Origin of the sequence: Micromonospora sp. NPDC005686, from assembly GCF_042871665.1 — a bacterium.
GTDB lineage: Bacteria > Actinomycetota > Actinomycetes > Mycobacteriales > Micromonosporaceae > Micromonospora.
Genome location: NZ_JBIAIY010000005.1, coordinates 1 through 23,076 on the forward strand (window position 1 = coordinate 1; position 23,076 = coordinate 23,076).

Sequence of the window (23,076 nt, forward strand, 5' to 3'; positions counted from 1 at the left end):
TGGGCTGGAGCGCCTCCGGCTTCATCTCGTTCTCGGCCGTGATCATGTTGAACTCACGCGCCGCGATCGTGCTGTACGTCGAGTCGTTCAGCCGGCCCGCCGCGATCGCCGTGCCGAAGTACCGGCCCGACTGCGCGGCGGCCGCGCCGAGCGTGGACGCGGCGGCGTTCGCCGACGGCATCATCACCGCGACGGCGGCCACCGTCACGGCGCTGACCGCGCCGGCGAGCAGCGCCCGGACGGCGGGCGATCGCCGTCGCCGACTCCCGCCGCGATGTACGGATGGGTTCATTACCATCTCGGCCTCCTTATTGGCCGACACCCAGGCCGTCGGGGCGGGACGACTGGACGTCTCGGTTGGGAAATCTAATTTCATCGATGCTTTCATCCGGCACCGACTGGGACAATGGTGTTTCGGAAACGTTTCGGAAAAGCTCTGGCCGGGAGGGTGTGGCGTGGCCGGTCACCCGGGTGCGGTACCGGCCACGCCGCGCCGACGGTCAGGAGACGGTGCAGGCGGAGCCGTTCAGCGTGAAGGCGGCGGGCCTCGCGGTGCTGCCGGTGTGCGTGCCGTTGAAGCCGAAGCTGGTCGACGCCCCCGCCGCGATCGTCCCGTTGTAGGACAGGCTCGAGGCGGTCACCTCGGCGCCCGTCTGGGTCACGTTCGCCGACCACGCCTGCCCGACCTTCTGCCCGCTGCTCGGGAACGTGAACGCCAGCGTCCAGCCGTTGATCGCCGTGGTGCCGGTGTTCGTGACGGTGATGTTCGCGGTGAACCCGGTGTCCCAGGTGTTCGCCGTCCAGGTCACCGCGCAGCCGCCGCCGGCCGGCGGGGCCGTGGTGGTCACCGTGACGCCGGGCGACGCGGGCGAGACGTTGCCGGCCGCGTCCACCGCGACCACCGTGAAGGTGTACGTGGTGGAGGCGGTCAGCCCGGTCACCGCCAGCGTGGTGCCGGCGGTGGAGCCGACCAGGACGTTCCCGCCGCGGTAGACGCGGTAGCCGGTGACCCCGACGGCGTCGGTGGCCGGGCCCCAGGTCAGGGTCAGGCCGGTGGCGCCGACAGCGGAGGCGGTGGGCGTGCCGGGCGCGGTCGGCGGGGTGGTGTCCGGCGCCGGGCCGGCCGGCGTGGTGACGGCCAGCGCCGCCGACGCCGCCGAGCGGTTGCCGGCGCCGTCGAGCGCCCGCACGGTGAACTGGTACGTCCGTTCCGGAGCCAGTCCGGTCACGGCCAGGGTGGCCCCGGTCGAGGCGGTGACGACCGGGTCGGCGCCCGCCGAGGTACGGGTCACCTCGTACCCGGCCAGGCCGCTGCCCCCGGTGTCGGTGGAGGTGGCCCAGGTCAGCGTGAGTCCGCTGGACGTGACGGCGGACGCCACAGGCGCGCCGGGCACGCTCGGCGCGGTGGTGTCCGGGGTGGCCGTTCCCGGCTCCTCGCCCCAGACGCGCACGCCGCCGGAGTAGAGCGGCACCTTGCGGTTCGGGCCGGCGGTGGCCTGGTACGACGGGTCGTTCGTCGGATCCCAGGTGCCGCCCTCCGGCACCCCGATCTTGAACTGGACCTCCATCCGGTGCTGCGACTGCCCGGCCGGCGCGATGGTGTAGCCGGTGCAGTCGACCTCGACGTACCAGATGTCGCCGGAGAACTGCTTGGCGGTCGACGGCGACGGGCAGCCCTGGGTGTAGCCGGGGGTCACGGTGACCGGGCCGGTGCCGTCGGGCCGGAAGTAGTACCGGAACTTACCGGTGGTCAGCGCCCGGGCCGGGAACGCCGACTTGTTGTAGACGATCGCCTTGAGCCCGGTGGCACGCGGCTCGGCCTGCATGACAGTGGTCTCCACGGTCATCTCGTCCATGTCGGGCGTCTCGGCGGACGGGAAGCCGGCGCGCGGGCTGCCGCCGTACTCGTTCGTGAGCCGGGCCAGCGCGGAGGTGAAGCCGGCGTTGTAGTCGGTGGCCACCTCGTTCATCACGTAGTCCGACCGGCTGTCGGTGTACGCGTCGTTTGCCGCCGACGGGCCGCCGACCAGCGCGCCGTAGAGCACGTGCCGGGTCTCGGTGGGTACGGTCTGACTGTCCCACCAGGAGCCGTGCGCGGTGCGGTGGTGCGGGTTGCGCGGCGAGTTGGCGCCGAAGCCGATCTGGTAGCTGGAGTTGCGCGGGTTGTCACCGAGCGCGTAGTTGACCTGCCGGACGGCGAAGTCGTGGTAGCGCGCCTTGCGCGTGGTGTCGGTGGTCTTGTCGCTGTAGACCAGCGCGGCGAACGCCGTGTTCGAGGCGTACCGCAGTGCACCCCACGAGTCGAGGACCGCCATCCCGCCCGGCGAGTACGGCACCCGCTGCCCGTTGACGCCGACCGTCCAGTAGTCCAGCCACCGGTTGGCGTCGTCGACGTACTTCTGCTTGCCGGTCAGATTCGCCAGCAGCACGTACGCGCCGAACTGCTTGTTGTCCCAGGCGATGGTCCACTTGTAGGAGCGGGTGGTGGACTGCGGCTCGGTGCCGAGCTTGTCGTACTCGCTCTCGGCCTTGGCGAGGTAGGTGGCGTCGCCGGTGGCCCGGTACAGCCAGATCGCGCCCCAGACCAGTTCGTCCTGGTAGCCGCTCCACGACTTGTAGAAGCTCGTCGCGTCGGTGATGCACTCGTGATAGCTCTTACGCACCGTGTCGGCGAACGTGTAGAGCTGCTTGGCGTGGCCGAGCAGCTTGTCCGCGTAGGCCGCGTCGGTGGACCGGAAGACCATCGACGAGGCGGCCATCGCGGCCGCCGTCTCCCCCGCCAGGTCCGCGCCGCCACAGCTCGCGTCGATCTTGTACGCGGGCCGCGCCATCGGCATCACCTCGGCCGGTCCCCACCACTTGTGGTCGTCGTCGCCCTTGCCGACCTGTCCGTAGAGGACGTTCGCGGCGGGGTGCGCCTTGACGAAGTAGTCGTTGACGAAGCGCAGGTTGTTCAGCAGGTGGGTGAGCTGGCCGGACGCGACGTACCCCTCGCGGTACTCGACCGCGCCCCAGGCCAGCATGGTGGCGCTGAACGCCATCGGGAAGCCGAACTTCACGTGGTCGCCGGCGTCGTACCAGCCGCCGGTGAGGTCGACGCCGACATCGGCGCCGTCGGTGAGCGCCGAGTCGCCGCGCCAGGAGACGCGGTTCCAGGAGGGCTTGCGGCCGGACTGCTGCGCCTCGTAGAAGAACAGCGACTTCTGCAACGCCTCGGCGTAGTTGAACGCGGGCGCGGCCTGCGCGGCGGAGGCGGACGTGGGCGGAGGGGCGGCGACGGCCGTGGCCAGGCCGACGGCCAGCGCGGCGCCGGCGGCGAACAGCCGGCGGAGCCGGGACCGGCCTCCTGGTGGCGGAATCGGACGGGGCATGGCGAGCTCCTGTGACTGGCGCCAGTGCGGCAGCCGGAGCGGGACGGGGATTCGGGGCTCCGGCTGCCGCGTGGCGGTGGTGGTGGGTACCCGGGAAGCCTCGGGAGCGCTCCCATGGATAAACGACAATGTAATGCGCCGTTCATCACAGGGGAAGAGGGCGCTGATCCGGGACACCCGGGCGTACTCATGGGTAACCATCGGGAGCTGGATCACATCATAGATGCGTATGGATATAGAGCCCGCTCTTTCCCAGCTCAGGAGCATCGTCGCGATGTCGAATGCGTCCGGGAGGGCACCGGCGGCGGCTCGGCCGTCCTGGCATACGAGCGTACGGTTGCCCGGCTGTTCGGCCCCGCGGGACAGTACGCCTGACCTGCGGTGCCATCGACGCCGCCGCTCCCCGGACGACACTGAGGAGATCGCGATGGCTCTACGACTCGCCGAAGGCACCTCCTGGTCCGACACGCTCGCCCGGGCGGTGGCCGCCACACCCGAGGCGTTCGGCACCGGCCCCGACGGCGCCACGACGCTGCACAACCTCGTTCAGGGCGACTGGCGCGCGCTCGGCACGCCCACCGCCGTCCGTACCCCTGTGGACAACACGGTGCTGGTCGGCCTGGCCCGGCTCGACGCCGACACCGCGCGCGCCGCCGTCGCCCACGCCGCCGCGGCGCACCGGGAGTGGGCACAGACCCCGCTGGCCGAGCGCACAGCCCGGGTCACCGACGCGGTCGACGCGCTCACCGCGCACCGCGACCTGCTCGCCCTGCTGCTGGTCTGGGAGATCGGCAAGCCGTGGCGGCTGGCCTGCGCCGACGTGGACCGCGCGCTGGACGGCGTGCGCTGGTACGTGCAGGAGATCGAGCGGATGCTCGCCGACGGCCGGGAGCCGCTGCCCGGCCCGGTCAGCAACATCGCCTCCTGGAACTACCCGATGAGCGTGCTGGTGCACGCCGAGCTGGTGCAGTTGCTCGCCGGCAACGCGGTGATCGCCAAGACGCCGTCGCAGGGCGGCGCGGTCTGCCTCACCGTCGCGCACGCGCTGATGCGCCGCGCCGGGCTGCCCGCCACGCTGCTGTCCGGCAGCGGCGAGGAACTGTCCGAGGTGCTGGTCCGCGCGCCGGAGATCGGCGCGGTCGCGTTCGTCGGCGGGCGCTCCAACGGCGGCAAGGTCGCCGCCGCGCTGCTCGACTGCGACAAGCGGCACTTCATCGAGCAGGAGGGCCTGAACGCCTGGGGCATCTGGAACTACTCCCAGTGGGACACGCTGGCCGCACACCTGCGCAAGGGCTTCGAGTACGGCAAGCAGCGCTGCACCGCGTACCCCCGGTTCGTGGTCCAGCGCGACCTGGTCGACGAGTTCCTCGACATGTACCTGCCGGTGGTCCGCTCGATCCGATTCGGCCACCCACTCGCGGTGGACGAGACGTGGCGGGCCGGCGACCCGCTGCCGGAGCTGGACTTCGGGCCGCTGATCAGCGGCGCCAAGGCCGACGAGCTGCGCCGCAAGGTCGACGAGGCGGTACGCGGCGGCGCCGTGCCGCTGCACCGCGGCAAGCTGGACGGCGCGCCGTTCCTGGACGGGCAGGACACGTCCGCGTACGTCGCCCCGGCCGTGCTGCTGGCCCCGCCCGGCCGGTCCCGCCTCATGCACGCCGAGCCGTTCGGCCCGGTCGACACGATCGTCGTGGTGGACACCACCGACGAGCTGCTGGCCCAGATGAACGCCTCCAACGGCGCGCTCGTCGCGTCGCTCGCCTGCGACGACGAGGAACTCGCCGGCAAGCTGGCAGTGGACCTCCAGGCGTTCAAGGTGGGCATCAACAAGCCGCGCTCCCGGGGTGACCGGGACGAGCCGTTCGGCGGCCGGGGCGCGTCCTGGAAGGGCGCGTTCGTCGGCGGCGACCTGCTCGTGCAGGCGGTCACCGTCGGCGGTGACGGCCGGCTCTACGGCAACTTCCCCGACTACAGCAGCTACCCGGCCACCTGACCGCACACAGACGGGCGGGGCCCCCGCACCGGGAGCCCCGCCGTGTCACCGTCCTCCGTATCGGAGGTCGGCCCGGGTGGCGCGTGACCGCGCCGGTTCCGGCCGCCCGTCCGGACCTCTCGGGTGTGCCGCGCCGTTGCGGCGCACCTCCGGGGTCCGGCCGGTCGGCCGTCAGCTCAACTCGACCGCTGCGCGGGCACCGTCACCTCGGCCCGCGCGGCCGGCTCGACCGCCGGCCGTGGGGCCAGCGGCAGCGTCGCGGTCAGCACGCTGCCGTCGCGTTCCATCGCCACCGGCCGGTCCAGCCGGCGCAGCGTCCGCAGCATCGGCCTGTTCTCGGCCTGCACGTGCAGCAGCACGGCGGCGTATCCGGCCCGGTCGGCGTGGCCCAGCAGGCGGCGCAGCAGCGCCGAGCCGAGGCCCCGGCGCTGCCAGTCGTCGCGGACCAGCAGCGCCGCCTCGGCCTCGTCGCCCTCGCCGAGCAGGTTCGCCATCGCCACGACCGGCTCCGCCGCCCCGCCGGAGCCCGCCGTGGCGAGCAGGGTCACGCCCCGGGCCGGCTCCAGCAGCCGGCGCAGCCGGGCCGGCGACGGGTCCGCCGCCCCGCTCAGGTAGCGCCGCTGCCGGCTGCGCGCCGAGCAGGCGCCGTGCAGTTCGCGTACGCCGGGGACGTCCTCGGCGGTCGCGGCCCGCACCGACACCTCGCCGCCGTCCGGCAGCACCAGCGTGATCCGGTCGGCGTCCCGCCGGGCGAGCGTGGCCGCCAGCTCGACCAGGGCCTGCGCGCGGGCGTACTCGGCCGGGGTGAAGCTGGGCTCCCGCCGGTGCAGTTCGTGGGCGCCGCCGGCCGGGTCGGCGAGCACCATCGTGGTGCCGCCCACCCCGCCCGGCGCGGCGGGGGACGTCGGACGCCAGCTCACCGCGTCCGCGCCGAGCAGCGTCCGCAGCACCTCACCGGTCGCGTCCGGGTCGCGGACCAGCCGCCCGGCCAGCCCGAGCAGCCGGGTCGGCTCGTCGGCCAGCCCGCGCGCCCCGCTGCGCGCGACCCAGCAGTCCCGCCCCCGGCCCCGCTCCACGGCGGCCCGCAGCTCGGCCTCGGTCACCTGCTCGGGCGCGTCGACCAGGAAGTCGTCGACCGCGCCGGCCTCGGTGGTGTGCACCTGCACGCTGAGGATGTTGACCCCGCGCAACGCGAGGCTCGCCGTGAGCACCGACAGGTAGCCCGGCCGGTCGTCCACGGTGGCTCGGATCCGCCACAGCGCCATGGTTGTCTCCCTTCCTCGGCACCGACCATGCCGTCCGCCTGTTGCGGGCCCGTTGCCCCGGGGTGACGCCGGCCGTCCGGTCAGGTGACGGTGGTCACGGGCGGCGTGCCGACCAGATCCAGCCGGTCACCGAGGATCACCGCGCTGGCGCGGACGAGCTGGGCGAGCCGGTCCACCTCGGTGGAGTGGAACCCGGCGGCGGTGAGCGGCTCGCTGTGGTCGCGGGCGACCACGAGCACCAGCCCGGCCCGGCCGAACGGCGCCACCGCGTAGTGGTGCCCCTCCGGGCTGCTCATCGCGCGCGCCCGCAGCGGGGTCACCTCCGGCAGGCGCGGCGGCGCCGGCGCCCGCCAGCTCGCGTGCCCGATGGCCGCGACGCCGGCCTCGCCGCTGCGTGAGGCCCAGTCCAGGGGTACGACGGCGGCCACCGCCCAGTCCGCGGCGAGCAGCCCCGGCACCGCGTCGACAAGCGTGGCCATCCCGTCGACCGGGTTGGCCGCCACCTGGGCGAGCAGCTCGGCGTCCTGACCGGTGGTGGTGGGCGCGCCGATCGCGCGCCACACGCCGTCCACCCGGACGCCGGGTATCGCGGCCAGCCCGGCGAGCATCCGCTCCACCCGCGCCGCACCGGGCCAGACCACGGTGAAGTCGTCCACCGCCCGGCCGCCGAGCCGTTCCAGCACCACCACCTGCACGATGTCCGCGCCGGAGACGCCGAGTGTGCGGGCCACCTGGCCGAGCGTGCCCGGACGGTCCGGCAGGGTCACCCGAACTCTCAGCAGCATGTCTGATCCCCTCCGCTCGGCGGGCCGGCGGAGCGCCGGCAGGCTGGGGCCCAGCCTGCCGGCTGACCATTTCGCCCCTGTTGCAGGTGCATGTCCCGCCGGGAAAACCCGACCTTGACAACAAAGCTGAGCTGCCATCAACTAATCGGATGACCGATCCGGCCGCCGATGTCGCCGCGCCCTCGACCGGTCCGGCCCCGCGCGGGCTCGACCTCGACCGGCTCGCCGCCCATCTGGCCGTCCACCGGCCGGACCTGAGCGGGCCACTGTCGGCCCGGCTGATCGCCGGCGGCAAGTCCAACCTCACCTACCTGCTCCGCGCCGGTGACCGCGAGGTGGTGCTGCGCCGGCCGCCGCTGGGACACGTGCTGGCCACCGCGCACGACATGGCCCGGGAGCACCGGGTGATCTCGGCGCTCGCGCCGACCGGCGTACCGGTGCCGGAGGCGCTGCTGCTCTGCGCCGACGACAGCGTCGTCGGTGCGCCGTTCTACCTGATGGCGAAAGTCGACGGCGAGGTCTACCGGCGGCGGGAGCAGACCGACGCGCTCACCGGCGCCCAGCGGCGCGACCTCGCGATGGCGATGATGGACACGCTCGCCACGCTGCACCGGGTCGAGCCGGCCGAGGTGGGGCTGGCCGACTTCGGCCGTCCGGAGGGCTACCTGGCCCGGCAGGTACGCCGCTGGGCCGGCCAGCTCGACCGGTCCCGCAGCCGGCCGCTGCCCGGCATCGACGAGCTGCGCGACGCGCTGGCCGCCAGCGTGCCCGAGGGCGCGAACGCGGGCCGGATCGTGCACGGCGACTACCGGCTGGACAATCTGCTCGCCACCGTCGACCCGGTGGCCGTGCGGGCGGTGCTCGACTGGGAGATGGCCACGCTCGGCGATCCGCTGGCCGACCTCGGCCTGCTGCTGACGTACTGGGACGTGCTCGGCGACAGCGACCACGGCGAGGGCAACCCGGTGGCCGACGGCATCGGGCCGCGCGCCGGCTTCCCCACCGGCGCCGAACTGATCGAGCGGTACGCCGGGCGCAGTGACGTCGACGTCGGCCCGCTGCACTGGCACGTGGCGCTCGGCTGTTTCAAGCTCGCGGTGATCTGCGAGGGCATCCACTACCGGCACACGCTCGGGCAGACGCTGGGCGAGGGTTTCGACCGGATCGGCGACATGGTGGCGCCGCTCGTGGCACACGGGCTGCGCGCGGTGAGGGAGAGCTAGATGGAGTTCGCGTACGACGACCGGACGGTCGAGCTGCGGCAACGGCTGGAGGCGTTCCTCACCGAGTGCGTGTACCCGGCCGAGCCGGTGCACCACGAGCAGGTGCTCGCCGCCGGCGACGCGTGGGCCCGCCCGCCGGTCATGGAGGAGCTGAAGGCGCAGGCCCGGGAACGCGGGCTGTGGAACCTGTTCCTGCCCGACGCCCGCTACGGCGCCGGGCTGACCAACCTCCAGTACGCGCCGCTGGCCGAGCTGACCGGCCGCAGCCCGCACCTGGCGCCGGAGGCGCTCAACTGCGCCGCGCCGGACACCGGCAACATGGAGCTGCTGACCGAGTTCGGCTCAGAGGAGCAGCGCAAGCAGTGGCTCACGCCGCTGCTGGCCGGGGAGATCCGCTCCGCGTTCTGCATGACCGAGCCGGAGGTGGCCTCCTCCGACGCCACGAACATCGCCACCCGGATCACCCGCGACGGCGACCACTACGTGATCAACGGCCGCAAGTGGTGGTCGTCCGGGGCGATGGACCCGCGCTGCGAGATCTTCATCGTGATGGGCAAGACCGACCCCGACGCCGACCGGCACCGCCAGCAGAGCATGATCCTGGTCCCCCGGGACACCCCCGGCGTGACGGTACGGCGCGGGATGCGGGTCTTCGGCTACAGCCACGCCTCGCACGGCGGGCACGCCGAGATCGACTTCACCGACGTACGGGTGCCGGCGGACAACCTGATCGGCGAGGAGGGCACCGGCTTCGCCATCGCCCAGGCCCGGCTCGGCCCCGGCCGGATCCACCACTGCATGCGCCTGGTCGGCATGGCCGAGCGGGCCCTGGAACTGCTCTGCCGGCGAGCCCTCGACCGGGTCGCGTTCGGTCGTCCGCTCGCCGAGCAGGGCGTGGTACGCGACTGGATCGCCGAGTCCCGGGTGCGGATCGAGCAGGCCCGCCTGCTGGTGCTCAAGACCGCGTGGCTGATGGACACCGTCGGCAACAAGGGCGCGCACACCGAGATCCAGGCCATCAAGATCGCTACGCCGCTGATGGCCGAGTGGGTGATCGACAAGGCCATCCAGGCGTACGGCGGGGCCGGGGTCAGCCAGGACACCCCGCTGGCCGAGCTGTGGGCACAGGCCCGCACGCTGCGCCTGGCCGACGGCCCGGACGAGGTCCACCGCGCGTCGCTGGCCCGCCGCGAGCTGCGCCGCTGGGCCTGACCGCCGCGGCCGAGGGATGGGTCAGGCGGAGGCCCGGTGGATCAGTTCGGTGTCCAGCAGCACGTGCGGGGAGGGGACCTCCTCGCCGCGGATGCGGGAGACCAGCAGCCGGGCCATCTGCCGGCCCATCTCCTCCACCGGCTGGAACACGGTGGTCAGCGGCGGCTCGGCCTGGCGCGCGATCGGCGCGTCGTCGAAGCCGATCACCGCCACGTCCTCGGGCACCCGGCGGCCGGCCTCGCGCAACGCGCGCAGCGCGCCGAAGGCCATCAGGTCGGAGGCGACGAACACGGCGTCCAGTTCCGGGCAGACGTCGAGCAGCCGGCGCATGGCCGCGGTGCCGCTGCCCTCGCTGAAGTCCCCGTACGCGATCAGGCCTGGATCCACCCGGCCGCCGGCCGCGCGCACGGCCTCCCGGTAGCCGGAGAGCCGGGCCAGGCCGGCGCCCATGTCCTGCGGGCCGGCGATGGTCGCGACCCGCCGGCGGCCCTTGCGGAACAGGTGCTCGACCGCCTGCCGCGCGCCGCCGACGTTGTCCATGTCGACGAACCAGGCCGGCTGCGCGTTCGGGTGCAGCATCCGGGCCGGGCGGCCACCGAGCACCGTCGGCAGGCCGCGCTCCTCCAGTAGCGTGGGCAGCGGGTCGGAGTCGTGCAGGGAGAGCAGGAGTACGCCGTCCACGTGCTGGTTGGTCAGGTGGTGCTCCACCCGTTCCCGCTCGATCGGCGACTGCACCATGGCCAGCCAGAGCTGCATCGGCGTCTCCACCAGCCCGGAGCTGACACCCCGGACGATGGCCGCGAAGAACGGCTCGGTGAAGACCCGCTCCCCCGACTCGGACACCACCAGGGCCACCGAGTCGGTCCGCTGGGTGACCAGCGCACGGGCGGCGCGGTTCGGGACGTACCCCAGCTCGGCGATGGCCTGCTGGACGGCGGCCCGCGCCTCCGGGCTGACCTGCGGCGAGCCGTTGACCACGCGGGAGACCGTGCCGCGCCCGACGCCGGCGCGAGCCGCGACCGCGTCGAGGGTCGGACGCCCGAGCGACCGGGTGCGCTGCGTTGTCATCGTCTGTGCTCCTCCGACGGTCGGGCGGACCCGGCACCGATTGGGGCGTCGGCGCCGGGCCGCCCGTTACTGGCTGGCCCAGCTTATTGTGCGGGCAGTCCGTTGCGTCGGATCACGTCGGCGTACCATCTGGCGCTTGACTTCGCGATCCGGGCCTGGCTGTCGTAGTCGACATAGACCATGCCGAACCGCTTCGTGTAGCCCCAGGCCCACTCGAAGTTGTCCATCAGCGACCAGGCGAAGTAGCCCTTGAGCGGCACGCCGGCCTCGATCGCGGCGTGCGCCGCGCGCAGGTGCGCGGAGAAGTAGGCCAGCCGGTCCGGGTCGTCCACCCGGCCGTCGACGAGTTCGTCGACGAACGCCGAGCCGTTCTCGGTGACGTAGAGCGGCAGGTCGGTGTACTCCCGGTGGACCCGCTCCAGCGTCTCCACCAGGCCGGGGGCGTCGATCTCCCAGTCCATGTCCGTCACCGGGACACCCCGGGTGACGAACCGGACATCCTCGCTGCCCGGCCAGCAGGACGGCGCCCGCCAGTAGGGCTCCGGCTCCGCGCCCTCGACCGGGGCGGCCACCACGTGCCGGCTGTAGTAGTTGACCCCGACCATGTCCAGCGGGGTGGAGATGGTCGCCAGGTCGCTGTCGCGCACGTGCCCCATGTCGGTGACGCCGCGCAGGTCGGCCACGAGGTCTTCCGGGTACGCGCCGCGCAGCACCGGGTCGAGGAAGAACCGGTTCGCCAGCGCGTCGATCCGGCGGGCCGCGTCGGCGTCCGCCGCCGACCCGGTGGCCGGGGTGACCGGATACAGGTTGACGGTGATGCCGATCTGCGCCTCCGGGCGGGCCGCGCGTACCGCCTGCACGGCCAGGCCGTGCCCGAGCATCAGGTGGTGCCCGGCCCGGACCGCGTCCGCGCCGTCCGAGCGGCCCGGCGCGTGCACGCCCGAGCCGTAGCCGAGGAACGCCGAGCACCACGGCTCGTTCAGCGTGGTGAAGTACTTCACCCGGTCACCGAGCGCCTCGGCGACCAGGTGGGCGTACTCGGCGAAGCGGCCGGCGGTGTCCCGGGCCGGCCAGCCGCCCGCGTCCTCCAGCGGCTGCGGCAGGTCCCAGTGGTAGAGCGTCAGCCAGGGCTCGATGCCGTGGCCGAGCAGCTCGTCGATCAACCGGCGGTAGAAGTCCATGCCCTCCTGGTTGATCCCGCCCGTGCCGCCCGGCTGCACCCGGGGCCAGCTCACCGAGAAGCGGTACGACCGCAGGCCCAGGTCGGCCATCAGCCGCACGTCGTCCGGCATCCGGTGGTAGTGGTCGCACGCCACGTCGCCGGTGTGCCCGGCCACCGTCCGGCCCTCGGTGTGGCTGAACGTGTCCCAGATCGACGGGGCACGGCCGCCCTCTGTCGCCGCGCCCTCGATCTGGTACGCGGCGGTGGCCGCGCCCCAGAGGAAGTCCGGCGGGAAGGTGAGGGCCGGACCGGCGTCGAGGACGCCGACGGCAGGCGGGCTTGCTGGGTTGCTCACGACTTGACGGCGCCTTCCATGATGCCGCCGATGATCTGGCGGCCGAACAGAACGAACACGATGAACAGGGGCAGGGTCGCGATCAACGTACCGGCGAAGATCTGCGAGTTGTCGGCGAAGTAGGCGGTGTTGAGGCTGCGCAGCGAGATCTGGACGGTCGGGTTGGACGGGTCCGCCAGCACCACGAACGGCCAGAAGAACTGGTTCCACTGCTCCATGAAGGTCAGCAGACCCAGCACCGCGGCGGCCGGACGCAGCGCGGGGACCACCACGTGCCAGTACACCCGCCACGTGGAGCAGCCGTCCACCCGAGCAGCCTCGATCAACTCGTTCGGTACCGCCTGTTCGGCGTACTGGCGCATCATGAAGATGCCGAAGCCGCCGATCAGGAACGGAACGGTCACCGACGGCATCGTGTTCAGCCACTCGAGCTTGGCCATCAGGATGTACAGCGGCAGCACGCCGAGCTGGATCGGCACCATCATCGAGGTGAGGATGATCAGCAGCAGCGCGTTCTTGCCCCGGAAGCGCAGCTTGGCGAACGCGAAGCCGGCCAGCGAGCCGAAGAACACGGTCGCGACGGTGATCGTCCCGGAGACCAGGAACGAGTTCATCAGGCCCTTGACGATGTTGGCGTCGCTGTTGGCGAGCACCCGCTCGATGTTCTCGCCGAGCTTGCCGCCGGGCAGGAACGGCGGCGGCCAGGAGTTGGCCGCGTCGTTCGTCCGGCTGGCGATCACGATCATCCAGTAGAACGGGAACAGGGAGAGCAGCACGCCGAAGATCAGGCCGATCATGGTGAGCGGGCTGGCCTTCCAGAGCCGCTCGGCCCGATGGGTGGTCTTCACCGGCGGGCTCTGCCGGGTGGGCGGGCGGACGGCGGTGGTCGTCATCTCGTCACCTCACTTGTCGGAGCTGATGCGGCGGGCGAGCAGGTAGTTGATCGCCGACATCAACGCGATGAGCACGAAGAGCACGAGCGCGACCGCTCCGGCGTAACCCCACCTGAAGCGCTGGTTCATCACGTCGAGCAGGTACATCGTGATGGTCTGGAACTGGCCCTCCGAACCGCCGGAGAGACCGCCCGAGCCGCTGGTGAACAGCAGGGGCTCGGTGAACAACTGGAGGCCGCCGATGGTGGAGATGATCAGCGTGAAGATGATCGTGGGGCGCAGCTGCGGGACCGTGATGGACCAGAACTGGCGCCGCCGGGAGGCGCCGTCCAGCGCCGCGGCCTCGTACATGTCCTTGCTGATCGACTGCATGGCGGCCAGGTAGATCAGCGCGTTGTAGCCGACCCAGCGCCAGTCGACCATGGTGGAGATGGCGAACCACGAGGCGAAGCGGTTCGCCCGCCAGTCGATCGGATCCAGGCCGACGCTGTCGAGCAGCCAGTTGACCAGGCCGAAGTCCTTGGCGTAGATCATCGAGAAGATCAGCGCGACCACGGCGGTCGAGGTGATGATCGGCATCGCGATGGCCATCCGGAAGAACGTCTGCGCGCGCAGCTTCCGGTTCAGCGCGTTGGCGAGCATCAGCGCCAGCAGCAACTGGGGCACCGTGGAGAGCAGGAACATGCCGAAGGTGTTGACCACCGCGTTCCAGAACTGCGGGTCCTGGGTGATCAGTTCGACGAAGTTGTCCATCCCGACGAAGGAGATCGTCGAGTTCAGCGGCGACCGGTCGGTCAGCGCGATCCAGACCGTGTACGCGATCGGGTACACGCCGAACACGGCGAAGATCACGAAGAACGGCAGGACGTACAGGTACGGCGAGTACTTCAGGTCCAGGCGCGTCAGGGAGGCGGAACGGCGGCGCGAATGACGGGCGGCGCGCGGCGGGCCGGGTTCGGGCGGCGCCGCGGCGTGCAGGTCGAGGCTCATGGGGAGTCCTTCTCCTCGGCCGGCGTCACCCGCCACACGGGCGACGCCGGACTCTGCGGGCACCGCGGGTGGCGCCGGCAGCCGGGGCTGCCGACGCCACCCGCGGGCGGCTCAACCGGTCACTTACCGGCAGCCGCACCGTTCTTCAGGGCCGTCTGCCACTGCTCGCCGGCCGACTTGCCCTGCTCCACGGCGCGCAGGCTGTTCTCCACAGCGGTGCGGACCGCGTTGTTCTTCGGGCCGAGGTAGACCGGCTTCAGGTCGGTGGCGCCGGTGGCGAAGATCTTGCCGACCGGGGCCTTGCTGAAGTACTCGTTGGTCGAGTCGGCCACGGCCGGGTCGGTGAGCGCCTGCGGGTTCGAGGGCAGGTTGCCGACCGCCTTGTACGCGCCGATCTGACCCTTCGCGCTGGTCAGGAACTTGGCCAGCTCCGCGGCCTCCTTCTGGTGCTTGCTCGACTTCGGCACGCCGAGGAAGGAGCCGCCCCAGTTGCCACCGGCGCCCGGCGCCTTGGCGATGTCCCACTTGCCGGCCGCCGCGTCACCGGCCTGGCCCTTGATGACACCGGTCATCCAGGCGGGGCAGGCGATGGTGGCGAAGGTGCCGTTCTTGAAGCCGGCGTTCCACTCGTTGGAGAACGACTGGAGGTTGTTGGACAGCCCCGCGGCGATCATCTTGGTGGTGAGGTCGTACGCGGTCTTCACGTCCGGGTTCTGGTCGATGACCATCTTGTTGCTCTTGTCGTAGTACGTGTAGCCGCTGCCCTGGCCGGCGACCTGCATCAGCACCACGTTGAAGAAGTTGGTCGCCGAGTCGACGAACTTGTGCTTCTTGTCGGCGCCGGCGAACTTCTGGCCGGTGGCGATGAACTCGTCCCAGGTCGGCCAGAGCGCGCCGACCTGCTCGCGGTCGGTGGGCAGCCCGGCGGCCTTGAACAGGTCGCTGCGGTAGCACAGCGCCATCGAGCCGACGTCGGTGCCGAGGCCCAGCACCTTGCCGTCCGGGGTGGTGCCCTGCTCCCACTTCCACGGCAGGAAGTTGCCCTTGAGGTCGTTCGCGCCGTGGTCGGCCAGGTTCACGAACTTGTCGGCCTGGGCGTAGAACTGGACGATGGTGCCCTCTTCCAGGGCCACCACGTCGCCGGCGCCCGACCCGGCGGTGATCTGCTGGGTCAGGCGGGTGTTGTAGTCACCGAGGCCGAGGCCCTTGCCCCGCTCCTGGATCTTGACGTTCGTGTGCTCCGCTTCGTACTGCTTGTACAGCTCTTCGTAGCCGAAGCCCTGGTCGCCGAAGACGTCGACGACGAGGGTGATCGGGCCGTCGCTGCCGCCGCTGCCGTTGCTGTCCGAGTCGTCGCTACAGGCGGCGGTGGTGCCGAGCACGACGACGGACGCGAGCGCGATGGCCGCGAAGCGCCGACGACGGATTGGGACGCTCATCCGAGACCCCTCTTTCGGTGGTGAGGCGATATCTGCTGTGTGGTGGGGGTGCGTGTCGCGCGGGCCGGAGCGGGCAGGAACGAGATCCGCACCACTCCCGGGAGCGCTCCCATGAGGTTGCCGGGAGGTGACAGGGGTGTCAATAGACCGTTGGGAGCGTTCCCATTTCGTTACCGCCTGGACGCTCGGCCCCTCGCGGAGCCCGCTGGCAGCGGCACTGCCTGCCCTGCCGTCAGCGGCGGGGCGGCACCGTGGTCAGCAGCAGCGGCGCAGCAGGACGGTGGCGCGGACCGGATCGAAGGCGGCCGGATCGAACGCCACGCCGGCCCACTCGCGCATGGCCAGGTGCTCCGGATGCGCCGGGTCGGCGAGCGCGGCCAGCAGGACCGCGTAACCGGCCGTGCCGCCCACGTCCTCGGGCGGGCACGCGCGCTCGCCGTCCAGACAGACCGGATAGCGCTCGTCCGGGTCGGCGGCGCAGCAGTCCTCCACCACCAGGTCGTGCTGCCACCAGTCGCCGAAGTCGTAGGTGTAGCGGAACCGGTCGCCCTTGCCCACGAGCGCGTCCAGCCGGACGTCCAGCTCGTCGCGCAGCGCCAGTTCGCCGTCCGGGTCGGGCTCGCCGTACTGCCGGCCGCCGACGTCGAACGAGTGCAGGTGGCAGTCGCGCCAGCCCATCGCGTGCTGGATCACCCGGTGCAGCCGGTCCAGGCTGAAGCCGCCGGGCACCAGCACCCGCCGCCACACCGGCGGCCGGACGCCGGCCAGCGACACCTTGAGCTGGAAGATCTGACGCGACACGACGTCCCGTCCTTCCTGGGCCTAGGCTGCCAGCATGATCTGCCGAGCCTGCCGGGAACGGCGGCACGACGACTGTCCCGGCCGGAAGTGGTGCGACTGCCAGCACCGTACCCCCGAACCCACCCCTCCGGTCACCGGTCCGGCCGGCGAATGAGCGTCGGAACCCCGATCGAACGGATCTGGCCCGCACCCGCCACCGGCGCGCTCACCGATCCGCAGCTCACCGCGCTCTACGGCCGGGCGGGCCACCCGCACCTGCGGGTCAACTTCGTCGCCAGCGCCGACGGCGCGGTCACTCTGGACGGCTACTCCGCCGGGCTCTCCGGCGAGCCGGACAAGCGGGTCTTCGGGCTGCTGCGGATGCTCTGCGACGCCCTCGTGGTGGCCGCCGGCACGCTGCGGCACGAGGGCTACCGGGCCGTGCGGCTGAGCCCGCAGCGCCGGGCCTGGCGCCGCGAGCGGGGACTGGCCGAGTACCCGACGCTCGTGGTCGTCTCCGGCTCGCTCGCCCTCGACCCGGCGCAGGCCGCCTTCGCCGACGCGCCGGTCCGGCCGATCGTGCTCACCCACGCCGGCGCCGTGCCGCCGCCCGGCCTGACCGACGTGGCCGACGTGGTCCGCTGCGGCACCGACCGGGTCGACCTGGCCGCCGGCCTGGCCGAGCTGCGCCGACGCGGGCTGGACCAGTTGCTCTGCGAGGGCGGCCCGCACCTGTTCGGCGCGCTCACCGCGGCGGACCTGGTCGACGAGCTGTGCCTGACGGTGGCGCCGCTGCTCGCCGGCGCCGGTCCGGGCCGGATCACCGCCGGGGACGCCGGCGTCCCGCGCCACCTGCCGCTGTGTCACGTGCTGGCCGCCGCCGACGGGGTGCTGATGCTGCGCTACGCACGCGACCCCGCGCAGACTCCGCCCGCCGGTTCCGCTCCCGCCGCCTGAGCGACTCCGCACCGCACCGTGCTCGGGCGGGCCGGACACGGAGGAAACACACGCACCGTGGCCGGGCGGATTCGGGCGGCTACCGTTCGGCGCACGGGTGGCGTGGCGTCCGCCGCGTCGCGTGGCAACCTGTCGCATCCCTCGGGCAGGATGCACGACGTGCACCGCCAACGGTACGACCAGCCGACCGGAGACCGCCGATGACCGACGACCAGCTCGACGGGCCCGGCGAGGGTGTCGGCCGGGTGCTCGGCACCGCCGACGCCACCCCGCTCACCTTCTGGACGGCTGTCGCGCCGGGCAGCTACCTGCAACTGGACGACGTGGTGGTGACCCGCCGCGATCTGCCCGACCGTGAGCCGGTGACGATCGCCGGGGTGGTGACCCAGGTGCGGGCCCGGCACGAGGGGGCGCAGTTCGACTCCGACGTCTTCGCCATCGCCGAGGGCACGCTGCCGGCGCAGGTGCAGGAGGCGGCCGAGGTGACCACGACGCGGGTCGACCCGGAGTTCTACGTGCCGCCGACGCCGGGCGCGGTGGTGCACCGGGCCGAGGGCGACGCGCGGGCGCGGGCGTTGCACTTCGACCGGATGGAGCGGCGGATCCCGATGGGGATGGGCCGCGACGGCGTGCCGGTCTACCTCAACGCCGACTTCCTCGACGGCACCCGGGGCGCACACGTGTCGATCTCCGGCATCTCCGGTGTCGCCACCAAGACGAGCTTCGCCACGTTCCTGCTCTACTCGGTGTTCCGCTCCGGCGTGCTGGGCGGCGACGCGGTGAACGCGAAGGCGCTGATCTTCAACGTCAAGGGCGAGGACCTGCTCTTCCTCGACCACCCGAACAGCCGGCTCGACGACCCGACCCGGGCGGCGTACGCGAAGCTGGGCCTGGACGCCGGGGCGTTCCCGGACGTGCGGGTGTACGCCCCGCCGCGGGTCGGCGACTCCTCCGGCACGCCGGATGTGAGCAGCCGGCTCACCGGCGTGGACAGCTTCTACTGGACGCTGTCCGAGTTCTGCGCCGACCGGCTCCTGCCGTACGTGTTCGCCGACGCCGACGACGAGCGCCAGCAGTACACGATGGTGGTCCACTCGGTCGCCGCGCACCTGGCCCGCTACGCCCAGCCGGCCGACGGCGGGGTGAGCATCGACGGCGTGCGGCTCGGCTCGTACGCCGATCTGGTCGACCACGTGGTCGAGCAACTGAACGACGACGAGACGCGCGGCGAGTGGGCCGGCAGCGCGGTCGGGCTGGGCACCGTGAACGCGTTCGCCCGCCGGCTCATCGGCAGCAAGAAGGACCTGGGCCGACTGATCCGGGGCGATCTGGCGAGCCGCCGCCCGCACTCGATCAACACGGCGGAGAGCGCCCAGGTCACCGTGGTCGACCTGCACAACCTGCCGGATCGCGCGCAGCGGTTCGTGGTCGGTGTGACGCTCAAGAGCGAGTTCGAGCGCAAGGAGAAGGCGGGCACGGCCAAGCCGCTGCTGTTCGTCGTGCTCGACGAGCTGAACAAGTACGCGCCGCGGGAGGGCTCGTCGCCGATCAAGGAGGTGCTGCTCGACATCGCCGAGCGGGGCCGCTCGCTGGGTGTGATCCTGGTCGGCGCGCAGCAGACCGCGAGCGAGGTGGAACGGCGGATCGTCACCAACTCGGCGATCCGGGTGGTGGGCCGGCTCGACCCGGCCGAGGCGTCCCGCCCGGAGTACGGCTTCCTGCCGCCCGCCCAGCGGCAGCGGGCGTTGCTGGCCAAGCCGGGCACGATGTTCGTCAACCAGCCGGACATCCCGGTGCCGCTCTGCCTGGAGTTCCCGTTCCCGGCGTGGGCCACCCGGGTCTCGGAGGCGGGCCGCGCGCCCTCGGAGACGCTACGGTCGATCACCCAGGCCGCCGATCCGTTCGCGGTGGTCGGCTCCGGCTCCTCCGACGACGACATCCCGTTCTAGGCGGCACCCAGATGAAGATCCTGCACACCTCCGACTGGCACGTCGGCAAGGTCCTCAAGGGGCAGTCCCGGGCCGAGGAGCACAAGCAGGTCCTCGCCCAGGTCATCGAGATCGCCCAGCGCGAACGGCCCGACCTGGTGATCGTCGCCGGTGACCTGTACGACACGGCCGCCCCCACCCCGGAGGCCACCCGGCTGGTCACCCGGGCGCTCACCGCGTTGCGGCGGACCGGGGCGGACGTGGTGGCGATCGGCGGCAACCACGACAACGGCGCGGCGCTGGACGCGCTGCGCCCGTGGGCCGAGGCCGCCGGGATCACACTGCGTGGCAGCGTGCGGGAGAACCCGGACGAGCACGTCGTCGACGGGGTCACCGCCGGCGGGGAGCGGTGGCGGCTCGCCGCGCTGCCGTTCCTGTCCCAGCGGTACGCGGTGCGCGCGGTGGAGATGTACACGCTCACCCCGGCCGAGGCCAACCAGACGTACGCCGACCACCTGGGCCGGGTGCTGGAGCGGCTCGCCGAGGGGTTCACCGAGCCGGACCGCGTGCACCTGGTCACCGCCCACCTCACTGTGGTCGGGGCGAGCACCGGCGGCGGCGAGCGCGACGCGCACACGGTGCTGGGGTACGCGGTGCCGGCCACCGTCTTCCCCGGCAACGCGCACTACGTGGCGCTCGGTCACCTGCACCGCTCGCAGCGGGTCATCGGCCCGTGCCCGATCCGCTACAGCGGCAGCCCGCTCGCCGTCGACTTCGGCGAGCAGGAGAACGTCTCCTCGGTGACGATCGTGGAGGTGACCGCGACCACCGCCGCCCGCATCCGGGAGGTGCCGGTGCCGGGTGCGGTGCCGCTGCGCACGGTACGCGGCACGCTCGCGCAGCTCGCCGAGGTCGAGGCGCCGGAGGGCTGGCTGCGCGTCTACGTCCGGGAGCAGCCCCGGGCCGGGCTGCGCGAGGAGGTGCAGGAGCTGCTGCCCCGGGCGCTGGAGATCCGGATCGACCCGGACCTGGTGCCCGCGCCGGGCAGCGGCACCCGGACGGCCCAGCGGGCCGGCCGGTCGCCGGGCGAGTTGTTCGGCGACTACCTGGACAGCCGCGGGCACGCCGACGAGGGTGTCCGGGAACTCTTCGACGAGCTGCTCGAGGAGGTGGAGCACTGATGCGGCCGATGCGGCTGGACATGGCCGGGTTCACGGTGTTCCGCGACGAGACCACAGTCGACTTCACCGACGCCGACTTCTTCGCGCTGGTCGGGCCGACCGGTTCGGGCAAGTCGACGGTGCTCGACGCGATCTGTTTCGCGCTCTACGGCACGGTGCCGCGCTGGGGCGGCGCCCGGGGCCTGGCGAACGCGCTGGCGCCGTCGGCGACCGAGGCGCGGGTGCGCCTGGTCTTCGAGTCGGCCGGGGACCGCTACGTGGCGACCCGGGTGGTCCGGCGCGACGGGCGGGGCACAGTGAAGACGGCGAACGCCGGTCTCCAGCTCATGCCGCCGGGTTTCGACGTCACCAAGCTCGACACCGGGCTCAGCCCGGAGGACCTGGGCGAGGTGGTGGCCGGCACCCCGGCCGAGATGGAGCAGGCGGTGCTGGACGCGGTGGGGCTGCCGTACGAGCAGTTCACCTCGTGCGTGGTGCTGCCGCAGGGGCAGTTCGCCGACTTCCTGCACGCCAAGCCGGCCACCCGCCAGCAGATCCTGGTGAACCTGCTGGGCCTGGGCGTCTACGAGAACGTGCAGAAGAAGGCCGTCGAGCGGGCCGGGCAGGCCGAGGCGAAGCTGGAGACGGTCGACAAGATGCTCGGCGGGCTCGCCGACGTCGACGACGACAGCCTGGCCACGGCCCGGGAGCGGGTGGACGCGATGCGCGAGCTGGCCGCCGCGGTCGCTGCCGCCGTACCCGAGTGGGAGCGGGCCCGGGCGACGGCGGGTGAGCGGGCCGCCGCGCTGGCCGCCCTCGACGCCGAGCTGGGTGTGCTGGCCGGGGTGCGGCCGCCGGACGGCACGGCCGAGTTGGCGCGGGCGGTGGCGGCGGCCCGGGTGGCCGCCGACGAGGCGGCGGGCGCGGTCGGGCTGGCCGAGGAGCGCGAGGAGAAGCTGCGCGGGGAGCTGGCCGCCGCCGGTGACGAGAGCGCGCTGCGGCTGCACCTGAAGGCGTACGCGGACCGGGACCGGCTGACCGCGGAGGCGGCGACGGTTCGCGCGGCGGTGGACGCGGCGCGGGCCGAGCACGACGCGGCGGTGGCGGCGCTGGCGGCGGCGCGGACGGACGCGCAGCGGGCCGAGACGGAGCTGGAGTCGGCATTCCGCGCGCACGAGGAGGCGAAGGCCGCCGACCAGGCGGTGGCGCTGCGGGCGCACCTGGTCGGCGGTGCGCCCTGCCCGGTGTGCGAGCAGCCGGTCACCACGGTGCCGGCGGTGCCGAAGGGTTCGGCGGTGAGCCGGGCGATCGAGGCGGGCAAGGCGGCGCGGGCGGCGAGCGAGGCGGCCAGGCGGGTCGAGCAGGAACGCGACGCCGCGGCCCGTGACCTGGACCGGGTGCTGCTGCGCGCCCGTACCCAGCACGACCAGCTCGGCGCGCGCCTGGCCGAGCTGGATGAGCAGCTCGCGGACGCGCCGGCGCCGGAGCGGCTGCGCGAGTCGCTGGCCGAGCACGCGCGACTGCGTACCGCGCTGGAGGAGGCGGCGGGCGCCGTGCGGGCCGGCCGGGAGGCGGCCCGGCGGGCGCGGGGCTCGCTCGACGCGGCGCAGGAGCGGCTGCGCCGGGCGTGGCGCGACTTCGACGCGGTCCGGGACGGGCTGGCCCGGTTCGGGCCGCCGGCCGCCGACCGGGACGACGTGGCGGCGGCCTGGGCGGTGCTGGCCGGCTGGGCCGGTGAGCAGGCGCAGGCGCGGCGCGCGGAGCGGGACGGGCTGGCGGCGTCGGTGGAGGCGGCGCAGCGGGCCGCGGCCGAGGTCGCGGATGGGATCGCCGCGTTGTTCACCGCGGCCGGGCTGGACGCACCGCAGGACGCGCCGCGCGACGTGGCGGTGGCGGTGGAGCGGGCCGAGGCCGAGTTGCGCCGCCTCGACGAGCGCCGCGAGCAGGCCGCCGGGCTGCGGGAACAGCGGGCCGGGCACGAGCACGAGGCGCGGGTCGCCCGGGCGCTCGCCTCGCACCTGCGGGCGAACAACTTCGAGCGCTGGCTGCTCACCGAGGCGCTGGACCTGCTGGTCGACGGCGCGTCGCGGATCCTGCGGGAGCTGTCCGGCGGGCAGTACGACCTGGTCCACGACAAGGGTGAGTTCTTCGTGGTGGATCACTACGACGCAGGGCTGCGGCGCGGGGTGCGGACGCTGTCCGGCGGGGAGACGTTCCAGGCGTCGCTGGCGCTCGCGCTGGCGCTGTCCGAGCAGCTCGCCGGCATGTCCACCACCGCCGCGAGCCTGGAGTCGATCGTGCTGGACGAGGGCTTCGGCACGCTCGACGCGGCGACGCTGGACACGGTCGCGGCGACGTTGGAGAACCTGGCCGCCCGGGGCGACCGGATGGTCGGCGTGGTCACCCACGTGCCGGCGCTGGCCGAGCGCATCCCGGTCCGGTTCGAGGTCCGCAAGGACGCGCGGACGGCCCGCGTGGAACGGACCGGCCTGTGA

Annotated in this window: 17 protein-coding genes; 7 read left to right on the forward strand and 10 right to left on the reverse strand. The window is 72.9% G+C overall.

Annotation, left to right across the window (positions count from 1 at the left end; all coding sequences use genetic code 11):
• Both ACFYON_RS13280 and ACFYON_RS13285 read right to left on the reverse strand, forming a co-directional pair.
• A partial coding sequence (locus ACFYON_RS13280; RefSeq protein WP_354865305.1) for an endo-1,4-beta-xylanase occupies window positions 1–298 on the reverse strand: 298 nt, incomplete at its 3' end.
• 202 nt (window positions 299–500) lie between these two features.
• The gene (locus tag ACFYON_RS13285; RefSeq protein ID WP_354865307.1) at window positions 501–3,371 is read right to left on the reverse strand and encodes a glycoside hydrolase family 9 protein; all 2,871 of its coding nucleotides are present in this window, start codon (window positions 3,369–3,371) and stop codon (window positions 501–503) included.
• Between the two features lie 427 nt (window positions 3,372–3,798).
• Here ACFYON_RS13285 and ACFYON_RS13290 point away from each other — a divergent pair, with 427 nt between their 5' ends.
• Window positions 3,799–5,364 (forward strand): aldehyde dehydrogenase family protein, encoded by a 1,566-nt coding sequence (locus tag ACFYON_RS13290; protein WP_354865309.1) that lies wholly within the window; start codon window positions 3,799–3,801, stop codon window positions 5,362–5,364.
• Window positions 5,365–5,540: 176 nt separating this feature from the next.
• On the opposite strand, the gene ACFYON_RS13295 is transcribed toward ACFYON_RS13290, so the two are convergent.
• Window positions 5,541–6,629: a GNAT family N-acetyltransferase gene (locus ACFYON_RS13295; protein ID WP_354865311.1), complete on the reverse strand. Its 1,089-nt coding sequence runs from the start codon at window positions 6,627–6,629 to the stop codon at window positions 5,541–5,543.
• Between the two features lie 80 nt (window positions 6,630–6,709).
• Window positions 6,710–7,414, reverse strand: a complete 705-nt coding sequence (locus tag ACFYON_RS13300; RefSeq protein WP_354865313.1) for an amino acid-binding protein — start codon at window positions 7,412–7,414, stop codon at window positions 6,710–6,712.
• A 149-nt stretch (window positions 7,415–7,563) separates the two neighbouring features.
• On the opposite strand from ACFYON_RS13300, the gene ACFYON_RS13305 reads away from it, so the two are divergent.
• A complete protein-coding gene (locus tag ACFYON_RS13305; RefSeq protein ID WP_354865315.1) occupies window positions 7,564–8,637 on the forward strand; it encodes a phosphotransferase family protein in 1,074 nt (357 codons plus the stop codon).
• Window positions 8,638–9,849 (forward strand): acyl-CoA dehydrogenase family protein, encoded by a 1,212-nt coding sequence (locus tag ACFYON_RS13310; protein WP_354865317.1) that lies wholly within the window; start codon window positions 8,638–8,640, stop codon window positions 9,847–9,849.
• A 21-nt stretch (window positions 9,850–9,870) separates the two neighbouring features.
• Here ACFYON_RS13310 and ACFYON_RS13315 read toward each other — a convergent pair whose 3' ends face one another.
• The 6 genes from ACFYON_RS13315 to ACFYON_RS13340 form a co-directional block, all read right to left on the reverse strand.
• Window positions 9,871–10,917, reverse strand: a complete 1,047-nt coding sequence (locus ACFYON_RS13315; protein WP_354865319.1) for a LacI family DNA-binding transcriptional regulator — start codon at window positions 10,915–10,917, stop codon at window positions 9,871–9,873.
• 83 nt (window positions 10,918–11,000) lie between these two features.
• Window positions 11,001–12,434 carry a GH1 family beta-glucosidase gene (locus ACFYON_RS13320; RefSeq protein ID WP_354865321.1) on the reverse strand — a complete coding sequence of 478 codons (1,434 nt, stop codon included), beginning with the start codon at window positions 12,432–12,434 and terminating at the stop codon, window positions 11,001–11,003.
• A complete protein-coding gene (locus ACFYON_RS13325) occupies window positions 12,431–13,231 on the reverse strand; it encodes a carbohydrate ABC transporter permease (protein WP_354865982.1) in 801 nt (266 codons plus the stop codon). The genes ACFYON_RS13320 and ACFYON_RS13325 overlap by 4 nt, the downstream gene beginning before the upstream one ends.
• 105 nt (window positions 13,232–13,336) lie before the next feature.
• A complete protein-coding gene (locus ACFYON_RS13330; RefSeq protein ID WP_354865323.1) occupies window positions 13,337–14,317 on the reverse strand; it encodes a sugar ABC transporter permease in 981 nt (326 codons plus the stop codon).
• 119 nt (window positions 14,318–14,436) lie between these two features.
• Window positions 14,437–15,756 carry an extracellular solute-binding protein gene (locus tag ACFYON_RS13335; RefSeq protein WP_354865325.1) on the reverse strand — a complete coding sequence of 440 codons (1,320 nt, stop codon included), beginning with the start codon at window positions 15,754–15,756 and terminating at the stop codon, window positions 14,437–14,439.
• A gap of 255 nt (window positions 15,757–16,011) precedes the next feature.
• Window positions 16,012–16,557, reverse strand: coding sequence for a plasmid pRiA4b ORF-3 family protein (locus ACFYON_RS13340; RefSeq protein ID WP_354865327.1), 546 nt, complete (start codon window positions 16,555–16,557; stop codon window positions 16,012–16,014).
• A 150-nt stretch (window positions 16,558–16,707) separates the two neighbouring features.
• Between ACFYON_RS13340 and ACFYON_RS13345 the strand changes: the two genes are divergently transcribed.
• From ACFYON_RS13345 to ACFYON_RS13360, 4 genes are all read left to right on the forward strand, one after another.
• Window positions 16,708–17,493 carry a pyrimidine reductase family protein gene (locus tag ACFYON_RS13345; RefSeq protein WP_354865329.1) on the forward strand — a complete coding sequence of 262 codons (786 nt, stop codon included), beginning with the start codon at window positions 16,708–16,710 and terminating at the stop codon, window positions 17,491–17,493.
• Window positions 17,494–17,693: 200 nt separating this feature from the next.
• Window positions 17,694–19,442 (forward strand): ATP-binding protein, encoded by a 1,749-nt coding sequence (locus ACFYON_RS13350; protein ID WP_354865331.1) that lies wholly within the window; start codon window positions 17,694–17,696, stop codon window positions 19,440–19,442.
• Window positions 19,443–19,453: 11 nt separating this feature from the next.
• On the forward strand, window positions 19,454–20,602 hold the full coding sequence (locus ACFYON_RS13355) for an exonuclease SbcCD subunit D (RefSeq protein WP_354865333.1): 1,149 nt from the start codon (window positions 19,454–19,456) through the stop codon (window positions 20,600–20,602).
• The gene (locus tag ACFYON_RS13360) at window positions 20,602–23,076 is read left to right on the forward strand and encodes an SMC family ATPase (RefSeq protein WP_354865335.1); all 2,475 of its coding nucleotides are present in this window, start codon (window positions 20,602–20,604) and stop codon (window positions 23,074–23,076) included. The genes ACFYON_RS13355 and ACFYON_RS13360 overlap by 1 nt, the downstream gene beginning before the upstream one ends.

Excerpts from the sequence above, each read along its gene's own strand:
- ACFYON_RS13285 (WP_354865307.1), bottom strand. The coding sequence starts at position 3,371 with ATGCCCCGTCCGATTCCGCCACCAGGAGGCCGGTCCCGGCTCCGCCGG.
- ACFYON_RS13290 (WP_354865309.1), top strand. The coding sequence starts at position 3,799 with ATGGCTCTACGACTCGCCGAAGGCACCTCCTGGTCCGACACGCTCGCC.
- ACFYON_RS13295 (WP_354865311.1), bottom strand. The coding sequence starts at position 6,629 with ATGGCGCTGTGGCGGATCCGAGCCACCGTGGACGACCGGCCGGGCTAC.
- ACFYON_RS13300 (WP_354865313.1), bottom strand. The coding sequence starts at position 7,414 with ATGCTGCTGAGAGTTCGGGTGACCCTGCCGGACCGTCCGGGCACGCTC.
- ACFYON_RS13305 (WP_354865315.1), top strand. The coding sequence starts at position 7,564 with ATGACCGATCCGGCCGCCGATGTCGCCGCGCCCTCGACCGGTCCGGCC.
- ACFYON_RS13310 (WP_354865317.1), top strand. The coding sequence starts at position 8,638 with ATGGAGTTCGCGTACGACGACCGGACGGTCGAGCTGCGGCAACGGCTG.
- ACFYON_RS13315 (WP_354865319.1), bottom strand. The coding sequence starts at position 10,917 with ATGACAACGCAGCGCACCCGGTCGCTCGGGCGTCCGACCCTCGACGCG.
- ACFYON_RS13325 (WP_354865982.1), bottom strand. The coding sequence starts at position 13,231 with ATGATCGGCCTGATCTTCGGCGTGCTGCTCTCCCTGTTCCCGTTCTAC.
- ACFYON_RS13330 (WP_354865323.1), bottom strand. The coding sequence starts at position 14,317 with ATGAGCCTCGACCTGCACGCCGCGGCGCCGCCCGAACCCGGCCCGCCG.
- ACFYON_RS13335 (WP_354865325.1), bottom strand. The coding sequence starts at position 15,756 with ATGAGCGTCCCAATCCGTCGTCGGCGCTTCGCGGCCATCGCGCTCGCG.
- ACFYON_RS13345 (WP_354865329.1), top strand. The coding sequence starts at position 16,708 with ATGAGCGTCGGAACCCCGATCGAACGGATCTGGCCCGCACCCGCCACC.
- ACFYON_RS13350 (WP_354865331.1), top strand. The coding sequence starts at position 17,694 with ATGACCGACGACCAGCTCGACGGGCCCGGCGAGGGTGTCGGCCGGGTG.
- ACFYON_RS13355 (WP_354865333.1), top strand. The coding sequence starts at position 19,454 with ATGAAGATCCTGCACACCTCCGACTGGCACGTCGGCAAGGTCCTCAAG.
- ACFYON_RS13360 (WP_354865335.1), top strand. The coding sequence starts at position 20,602 with ATGCGGCCGATGCGGCTGGACATGGCCGGGTTCACGGTGTTCCGCGAC.